Below are 8849 nucleotides of genomic sequence, written 5' to 3'. Positions count from 1 at the left end.
AATGCACGATGCCGAGCTGCCTGTGCCGGGACAGCATTACTAAAAACCGGCATACGCATCGGCGGGAGAAGCTCCCACCATCCTTCTTAGTACGCGCCTTCCTTAGCGAAAACCGCGCGGACAGTACGCAGAAGAATAATGAAGTCACCGGTAAGCGACCAGTTCTCAACATAGTAGAGATCCAGACGAACCGACTCTTCCCACGAAAGATCACTACGACCCGAAACCTGCCACAGACCGGTAATACCCGGCTTCACCAGCAGACGGCGGTACGCAATATCCTCGTACTGCTCAACTTCCTCAACCAGCGGAGGACGCGGACCCACCAGCGACATATCGCCAATGAACACGTTCCACAGCTGAGGCAGCTCATCAATCGAATACTTACGGATGAACTTACCGATGGGGGTAATACGCGGGTCGTCCTTCATCTTGAAGAGCACGCCGTTACCCTCGTTCTGCTCCATGAGGCGCTTCTTAACCTCTTCAGCATCAGTGCGCATCGAACGGAACTTCACCATCTTGAAAAGCTCACCGTTCAGACCCACACGGTTCTGCAGGAAGAAGACCGGGCCGCCATCACGCTTAACCAGCAGAGCAACCACCAGGAACAGCGGAGAAAGCAGAATCAAACCCAGGCCCGAGGACACAACGTCCACAGCGCGCTTGAAGAACGCCGACAGGCCGGTAATACGCGGAGTCGACACGTGCACCAGCGGCAGACCGTTCAGCGGCTGCATGTGCATACGCGGACCAGCAATATCGGTCGTAGCCGGAGCCATAATCAGCGAAATATGCGCATCCGCCAGCTTCCAACCCAGCAGACGAACCTGATCCGGGCTCAAGTGGTGGCCATTCGTAACAGCGACCATGTGAATATCGTTCTCGCGGATAGCTTCCATAATGTCAGCCGGAGAAGTGCTGTAACCAAGCACCGGAATCGGCGCACCAGCAACAGTAGTACCGGGAGTGAAACCGGGCAGGTAGAACGCAGCGGGGGACAGGCCGGAAGCAACCACATCCTTCAAGTTCTTATACAGGTGCTGACCGGTCGTCACATCAGAAATAATCATGACGCGAGTCAGCGCGCGACCGCGAGTACGCGAACGCACCAGGCCCTGACGAATAACCCAACGCTCCATCAGCAGGAAAAACAGACCCAGCGGGTAAGCAATCAGCAGGTACATGCGGGTGACGTCAACCTTGAGGAAGAACGCCACAATAATCAGCAGACAGAAGAAATAAGTACTGCCGCGAGTAATGAGGCGGTACTCCTCAGTACCGAAACCCATAATGCGCAGGCTACGGGAGCCATTCACCTGGAGAATAAACCACCAGCCAACGGTCAGGCCAATACCCAAGAAGATATAGTCCATCGCGGGTACGCGGCCATCGAGAACATTAATAGGCCAAACGTTCACATAGGGCAGGTCAGCATTTTCCCACCCGAAACGAATCAGATGCGCAGCGACAACCGCAACAGCAATGGCGAAAAAATCGCCAAAGTAAAGGGCGCGCTGAACCTTGGGATGCCAGCTTCGCTTGATAACGAAGTCTGAACCCCACATTTTTTTAAGACGATCTTGTACTTTCAACGGTGTAATCTTCCCCGGAAATTTGTCCTGTGTCGTGGACTGAGAGCGGCGAATAGGCACATTTACCCCTAATTATCGGTGAATAGGGAAATCGTGTCCTAGTCTTTGTTCTGAATGAATGAATGAACCCTTAATCTTGCTGAGTGAATAATGGCAGAGATTACGGTAAAGGCGCTGGTAAGGCGCCTAGTGGAGCGTTTATACGGCCGAGACACACATAAACATGTTCCGTAAACTATTCTACGGGGTCGGGGGTCTCACGTCTCGAAGAATGAAGAGGCAAAGTCGCTCCGGTGTGATGAAATCAATCACAGAAAAAGAAGAGAATAAGAGCCTCCGGGAAGAATGCCTAGTGGAGCTAAGAAACTCCCAAAACTACCGGTATGTTTCACGCATCTGCAGAAAAACAATAACCGGCATATAAAAAGACAAATCCCGGAGGCCCAACAACAAACCTCGCACACACGGTGCAAAAGGGAAACTAAGGACGGTCAAGCCCCGCACGGTCCAAAATAAAATCAATCATCGGCTCGTAACGGCGCGGCGGAACGTTATCATCCATCGGCACGCACACCGGCAAGTCCCCCTGCTCAGCCGCAACAAACAGACCCGGATCATTACAATCCGCAATACCAATCGTCAGTAGCTTGCGAGTCGACGCCGCATAACCACCCATACCGTGATCCGAAACCACCAGGTCCGGGGTCACACCGCGCGCCTCCAACTGATCCAAAGCGATGCGCATCGGGCCGGGGAAATGCGTATGCTGCAGGTTGCCGTACTGCTCAAACATCACGACATCCATAATCTGGCGGACGTCGCCGTCGAGGAAACGCTCGCCCTCCTCAATCTGAAGAACCTCAGCACCGGCAGCCTTCGCCGCCGCAGCCATCACCGCGTACATGGGGAACAGACCCGCCGGGTGACCGGTCGCAAACAGAATGCGGGAGCCAGCGCGTACCGCCTCACCGAAAATGCGGGCGTACTCCTCCAACGCGCTGATGCACTGCTCGGCACCAATCGTGTCCTGACCGTGAGTATGCGAACGGTCCGGGTTCAGACCCGCGCGGCGGACCATCACCTCAAACACCGAGTCGTAATCCCACTCGCGGGTCCACTGAACACCAAACTCAAGGTGCTCATTGCCATCCAGGAAACCCTGAATATGGTCCAGATTATTCTCGCGCGGGGTCGCTACCTCGCCGGTAATACGCACCGAATCCAGGTATGCGGCGAACTCATCGCGGCTCATGGAGAAAGACATAAAAACTCCTCACAACGTCAAAAATAAATTACTGCGAGATACCCTGACGTACCTCGGCATAAGCTTCAAGGGTCCTACGCGCAGTCTGATCCCAACCCATCGTGCGGGCACGCGCCGCGGCGTTCGCACCCAACGAATGACGCAGATACGGTGCACGGACCAGGCGTTCAATAGCTGCCGCCCAACGCTCCGGAGTACGAGGCGCCACCAGCAGACCCGTACGATGGTTCTCCACCGCATAGCGCAAACCGTCAGCATCCGTAGCAAGCACCGTCGCGCCGCACGCCTGCGCCTCCAACGCCACCAGACCGAACGTCTCAGAGGACGAGGGGGAAGCCACAATATCGGCGGCGCGGAAAATATTCGCCAACTCAGACGCCGGAACTGGGGCCTTCAAATGCACCCGATCTGCCACGCCCAGCTGCTCCGCGCGCTCCAGGAGGCGGCGCTCATAATCCGAATCAGAACGACCAATAATATCTACATCCACCTGCAAATCATCCGGGAGCAGCGCGAGCGCCTCCACCAGCAGATGCGGGCCCTTCAGCGGCTGGGGCCTGCCAGCAAAAACAATGCGGCAACGAGTCTCCGAGGTGTCGTTGAGCGGATGCACCCCCGGAATCGTATGGAAAATTGAGGTGTCAACACCCGGCGGGATAATGGCAAGCTTCTGCGCGTCCGTACCGTAGTACTCGCCCATCTGCTGCGCCTCCAGGGGAGTATTCACAATCACCCGGCTCGCGGAGCTACTCATCAGGTGCTCGGCGCGGTAACGTTCCTCGGGCTCGGGCGCCTCGCCTTCGCCGCGGCGCGCATCCTTAGCGGCAGCCGTTGTGTGGGGAGTAAAGAGAACAGGAACGGGGGAGCCGGCACCCTTCGCCGACCACAGCTCGGATGCGCGAGCGGCAGCCTGCCCCGACAGCCAATAGTGGGAGTGAATAATATCCGGGGTGTACAGCGCCTGCTCCACGCACGCCTGTGCAAAATCATCGGTGACCGTAGCCAACTCGTTCTTCGAAAGACCACGGGCGGAAGGAAGGTCAAGACTGTGGCGCACAAGGCGCTCGCCGGGCTGAGGCGGTTGACGGAATGGAGAATCGGCCGGAAGCGCCTCGCCACGATCCAGGGTGAAAACCTCAACCCGCAGCTCCGGATCCAGCTCCAGCATGGCATGCACCGACCGGGCAATATAGACGTTCATGCCGCCTGCATCTCCGCTACCGGGCTGCGCAAAAGGGTCGGTGTGCATGGAATACACGTGAACCGTCCGAACCGGCGGCAGAGTGCTCATCGATGCTTTCCTCTCTAAAGGGGTACCTGACCTAGTGTAGCGCGACAGGACTTTCGCACAGCGGGAGGTCTAGAATTTACTAGAAGAGAGGCTGCTCAAGTACAGCCTGTAGTACCCGCCCGTCAGAAACGAAGGACCATGACTCACCCTCAGCAGCCTGCCGAACCGCTTTACTGCCCGCCCTGCACTCCCGGCCAGGTGGAACGTAGCGCCACGATTGATCTTGACGCGCTGGAACATAACGTGCGCCGCCTCAAGGAACTCATTGGCGACAGGGCGCTCATCGCCGTGATTAAGGCGGATGCGTACGGTCACGGCGCGTACCCGGTGGCACGTTCGGCTATCGCCGCCGGCGCTGACCTGCTGGGCGTGGTGCACGTGAACGAGGCGCTGGAACTGCGTGCCGACGGTATTGATGCGCCGCTTATGGCGTGGCTGCACACCCCCTCTACCGACTTTGATGCGGCGCTACAGGAGAAGATTCGTCTGGGTGTTTCCGGCTGGGACCTGGAGGCGGTTGCCGCCGCCGCTGAACGCACCGGCGAGCGCGCTATCGTGCATCTGAAGGCTGATACCGGTCTGGGCCGTAACGGTGCCACCGCGGCGGATTGGCCTGCGCTGGTGGCTCGCGCCGCATCCCTGGAGGAAGCCGGTCTGATTACGGTTGAGGGTATTTTCAGCCACCTGGCGGTTGCAGATGAGCCGACCCGCGCTGAGACTGCCCAGCAGCTCGACACCCTGGATACTTTTGTGGCTCGGGCACGCGAGGCTGGCCTGGACCCGAAGATTGTGCACCTGGCGAACTCGCCGGCGACCCTGACCGCCTCCCTGGAGGGTTGGGATACGGAGGAGCGTCTGCTCGGTGACGGTGTGCGTTGCGGTTTGGCGCTCTACGGTCTCTCTCCGCTGCCGGAAGTCACCTCTGAGGATTTGGGCCTAAAGCCCGTCATGACGGTGGGTAGCTACATTGCCGCGGTGAAGGAAGTCCCGGCAGGTCAGGGCGTTTCCTACGGTTTGCGCTACCACACCGAGAAGGCGACCACTCTGGCGTTGGTGCCGCTCGGCTACGCGGACGGCGTTCCTCGCATTGCGGAGAACGCGCCGGTGCGCATCTACCCGGGTGCGCAGAACGCAGAGGACGGCACCGTACCTAACAACGCGGAGGGTACGACCTACCGCGTGGTCGGCCGCGTCGCCATGGACCAGATGGTCGTTGACCTGGGCAAACCCGGCCTGAGCGACCCCGCCCTGGGCTACCTGGGTGCCCCCGCCATCCTTTTTGGTGCCGGCGAGAACCCGCCCGTCGAAGAGTGGGCGGAAGCCGCGCAGACCATTAACTACGAAATCGTGACCCGCATTTCTCCCCGCGTGGAGCGCCTCTACACCGGCGGCTCCTGGGTTGAAGCTGAACTGAACAAGCTGTGGGGTACCGGCGAGGAACAGGAGGGCTAATGAGCGCTGAATACATTTCTGCCGCCCTCGACCTGGACGTGACCGGCCCCGACCACACCCGCCGTCTGGCGCTCGCCCTGGCACAGCACCTGAACGCCGGGGACGTACTGCTCCTCTCGGGCGAGCTCGGCGCGGGCAAGACCACGTTCACCCGCTCCCTGGGCGAGGGCCTGGGCGTGCGCGAAGGCGTTATCTCACCGACCTTCGTGCTCTCGCGTGTGCACCCGAACCTGCCGGATGGCCCCCGACCCGGCGGCCCCGACCTGGTGCACGTGGACGCCTACCGCCTCTCCAGTGCCGAAGAGCTCGACGACCTGGATCTGGAGTTTTCCCTGCCGCGCTCGGTGACCGTCATCGAGTGGGGCCGCGATAAGGCTGAGCACCTGAGCGATTCCCGCCTGGAACTGGACTTCACCCGCCTGACCGGCGCGGATGCACGCTTCGCCTACTCGGGTGCCGAAGAGTTCAGCTGGGACGACGACGAGGACGAAAGCGATGAGGATGCGGACACCCCCGAGCCTCGCCTGCTGCGGGTGCGCGCCTTCGGCCCCCGCTGGGAGCACGCTTTTGACGCACTGAAAGAGGCCCTGCAGAGCGTCTAGAGCCCGCGCGTTAGAATGATAGGGTGCTAGTACTTGCCCTTGATTCATCCGCCACCGCATCTGTGGCGCTCGCCCGTGTGCATGGCTCCGAAGCCGGCGCGTCCTTCGAAATCCTCGCCCGCTACGAGAGCGAAGATACCCGCTCCCACGCTGAGGTGATGGGCCCCTACGCGCAGGCTGCCCTGCAGGACGCCGGCGTGCGCGGCGAAGATTTGGATGCGATTCTGACCGGTACCGGCCCGGGACCTTTTACGGGTCTTCGCGCCGGTATCGTTACTGCGCGCGCCCTGGGTTTTGCCTGGTCGGTGCCGGTGTACGGCATGATGAGCTTGACCGCCCTTGCTGAGCGCGCTGTATCTGGCGCGGCTGCAGGGGATACTGCCGGGGAAAGCTCCGGGGAAGAGAACGTAGAACGAGCGTTCGCCTCTGCTGAAGGTGCTGAGCTTGTAGAAGGTGCTGAGCTACTCGTGCTCTCCGACGCGCGCCGCCGCGAAGTCTACTCCGCCCGCTACCGCGTGGAGGCTGCAGGCTACACCCTGGTGGACGGCCCGAACGTATGCCCCGCCTCCGAAATTCTGCCCGGTGAAGGCCCCTCCTACGCCTACGGCTACGGTGCCGGCCTGTACGCCGAGGCCCTCGAAGAGCACGGCTGGACCATCGTCGATTCCGCCCGCAAGGTTCACCCGCACGCCGAGTACCTGGTTGCCGCCGCGGCGCGCCTGGGCGTAGAGAACCTGAGCGAGGACACCTCCGCCCAGTACCTGCGCGACTCGGACGCAAAGGTCCCCGCCGCAATGCTCGCCCGCCAGCAGAAGCAGGCTGCACAGGCTGCTGCCCAGAAGGATAACTAGTGAGCGCTACTGAAAATATCGTGCGGGATGACCTGAATCTGGGCGCCCGCCTGCGCGTTGCCGAACTCGCGGACGTGCAGGCCATGCACCGCATGGAGACCACCCTGTTCCCCGCCGACGCCTGGCACATCGACATGTTCCTTGAGGAGCTGACCCACCCGACCCGCACCTACTACATGCTCGAGCTGCCGGGGGAGAACCCGGAAAGCGGCGAGGGCGACTGGCGCGCCATCGGTTACTGCGGAACCATGGTCGTAGCTGACACCGCTGACGTTCAGACCATCGGTGTGCTCTCCGAGTACGAGGGCCACGGCTTCGGCCGAGCCATGCTCGAGCAGATGCACGAGCGTGCCCGCGAACAGGGAGCCGAGCGCATCCTGCTGGAGGTGCGTGCCGACAATCCGCGCGCTCAGCGCCTTTACGAACGCAACGGCTACCGCGCAATTCATGTGCGCCGCCGCTACTACGATGACGGAACCGACGCCATCATTATGGAATGCACGCTCTAAATAGCCCGTTGAGCTAAACGGTGCATCATTCCCAGTAAGACTTGGCGCCTTTCCGCCACATCACCTTTACACCACAGCATCAAGAAGCACTACGCGCAGACAGCGCAACAGAAAGACGAACTATGAGCACTCGCGAACCCCTCGTTCTGGGCATCGAATCCTCCTGCGATGAGACCGGTATCGGCATTGTGCGCGGTGCACAGCTGCTCAGCAACACCATCTCCTCCTCCATGGAAGAGCACGTGCGCTTTGGCGGCGTGATTCCCGAAATCGCCTCCCGCGCCCATCTGGACGCCATGATTCCCGCCCTCAAGGCAGCACTCGCAGAGGCCGACATCACCCTCGACGAGGTGGACGCTATCGCCGTCACCGCCGGCCCCGGCCTGGCTGGCGCACTCATGGTGGGTGTCTCCGCGGCGAAGGCGCTCGCTATTGCCACCGGCAAGCCCCTCTACGGCATTAACCACCTGGTCGCCCACGTTGGCGTTGGCCTGCTCGAGGACAATGGCACCGAAGACGGCTCCGACCTGCTGGCGAATGCTGGCTCCGGTGGCCTGGGTGCGCTGCTGGTTTCTGGTGGCCACACCGAGATCCTGCAGGTGCGCGATATTACCTCCGATGTGCGTCTGCTCGGCGCGACCCTGGATGACGCCGCCGGCGAGGCCTACGACAAGGTCGCCCGCCTGCTCGGTCTGGACTACCCTGGTGGCCCCGCCATTGACCGCGCCGCCGCTGAGGGTAACCGCAACGCCTTCGTGTTCCCGCGCGGCCTGTCGAACCGCAAGTTCATGGGCACCGCCGAGGAGCCCGGCGCGCACCGCTACGATTTCTCCTTCTCCGGTCTGAAGACCGCCGTGGCGCGCGTGATTGAAAGCTTTGAGGCCGCAGGTGAAGAGGTCCCGGTCGCCGATATTGCCGCGTCCTTCCAGGAGGCGGTCGTGGACGTTATCACCAAGAAGGCGATGCTTGCCTGCCGTGAGCAGGGCATGAAGACCCTGCTACTCGGCGGTGGCGTGGCGGCTAACTCACGTCTGCGTGAGCTACTGGCCGCCCGATGTGCCTCCGAGGGTGTGCGCCTGATCATTCCGAAGTTCACCCTGTGCACCGATAACGGCGCAATGGTTGCGGCGCTGGGCGCCCGCCTGGTCGCCGCCGGTCGTGAGCCCTCGGGCGTGGACTTTACGACGGACTCCTCGCTGCCGGTAACCACGGTCTGTTTCTAAACGGCAGCACGAGCGCGCCCAGTCGGCTCGTCTCAAACATACTCATAGAAATGCCTCGGCAC

At 61.0% G+C, this 8849-nt stretch carries 8 protein-coding genes; 5 read left to right on the top strand and 3 right to left on the bottom strand.

Annotated features, from left to right (window positions below; all coding sequences use genetic code 11):
- Positions 1-86: 86 nt before the first annotated feature.
- The 3 genes from AB8E48_RS08805 to AB8E48_RS08795 form a co-directional block, all read right to left on the bottom strand.
- Positions 87-1568 carry a sugar transferase gene (locus tag AB8E48_RS08805; RefSeq protein WP_049327575.1) on the bottom strand — a complete coding sequence of 494 codons (1482 nt, stop codon included), beginning with the start codon at positions 1566-1568 and terminating at the stop codon, positions 87-89.
- Positions 1569-2076: 508 nt separating this feature from the next.
- Positions 2077-2859, bottom strand: a complete 783-nt coding sequence (locus AB8E48_RS08800) for a phosphatase (RefSeq protein WP_368886462.1) — start codon at positions 2857-2859, stop codon at positions 2077-2079.
- Positions 2860-2887: 28 nt separating this feature from the next.
- On the bottom strand, positions 2888-4150 hold the full coding sequence (locus tag AB8E48_RS08795) for a glycosyltransferase (RefSeq protein WP_368886461.1): 1263 nt from the start codon (positions 4148-4150) through the stop codon (positions 2888-2890).
- Positions 4151-4288: 138 nt separating this feature from the next.
- On the opposite strand from AB8E48_RS08795, the gene alr reads away from it, so the two are divergent.
- The 5 genes from alr to tsaD all read left to right on the top strand — a co-directional run bounded on the left by alr (position 4289) and on the right by tsaD (position 8787).
- Positions 4289-5602, top strand: coding sequence for an alanine racemase (gene alr / locus AB8E48_RS08790; protein WP_368886460.1), 1314 nt, complete (start codon positions 4289-4291; stop codon positions 5600-5602).
- Positions 5602-6204 carry a tRNA (adenosine(37)-N6)-threonylcarbamoyltransferase complex ATPase subunit type 1 TsaE gene (gene tsaE / locus AB8E48_RS08785; protein WP_368886459.1) on the top strand — a complete coding sequence of 201 codons (603 nt, stop codon included), beginning with the start codon at positions 5602-5604 and terminating at the stop codon, positions 6202-6204. Before alr ends, tsaE begins: the two co-directional genes overlap by 1 nt.
- A 23-nt stretch (positions 6205-6227) precedes the next feature.
- Positions 6228-7055, top strand: coding sequence for a tRNA (adenosine(37)-N6)-threonylcarbamoyltransferase complex dimerization subunit type 1 TsaB (tsaB, locus tag AB8E48_RS08780; RefSeq protein WP_314656839.1), 828 nt, complete (start codon positions 6228-6230; stop codon positions 7053-7055).
- The gene (gene rimI / locus AB8E48_RS08775) at positions 7055-7564 is read left to right on the top strand and encodes a ribosomal protein S18-alanine N-acetyltransferase (RefSeq protein WP_368886458.1); all 510 of its coding nucleotides are present in this window, start codon (positions 7055-7057) and stop codon (positions 7562-7564) included. Before tsaB ends, rimI begins: the two co-directional genes overlap by 1 nt.
- A 122-nt stretch (positions 7565-7686) precedes the next feature.
- Positions 7687-8787: a tRNA (adenosine(37)-N6)-threonylcarbamoyltransferase complex transferase subunit TsaD gene (gene tsaD, locus AB8E48_RS08770; protein WP_303980281.1), complete on the top strand. Its 1101-nt coding sequence runs from the start codon at positions 7687-7689 to the stop codon at positions 8785-8787.
- Positions 8788-8849 lie beyond the last annotated feature (62 nt).

The sequence above is a fragment of the Rothia mucilaginosa genome, assembly GCF_964211445.1.
GTDB classification, from domain to species: domain Bacteria; phylum Actinomycetota; class Actinomycetes; order Actinomycetales; family Micrococcaceae; genus Rothia; species Rothia mucilaginosa_E.
This window is presented reverse-complemented; position numbering and strand designations above follow the sequence as displayed.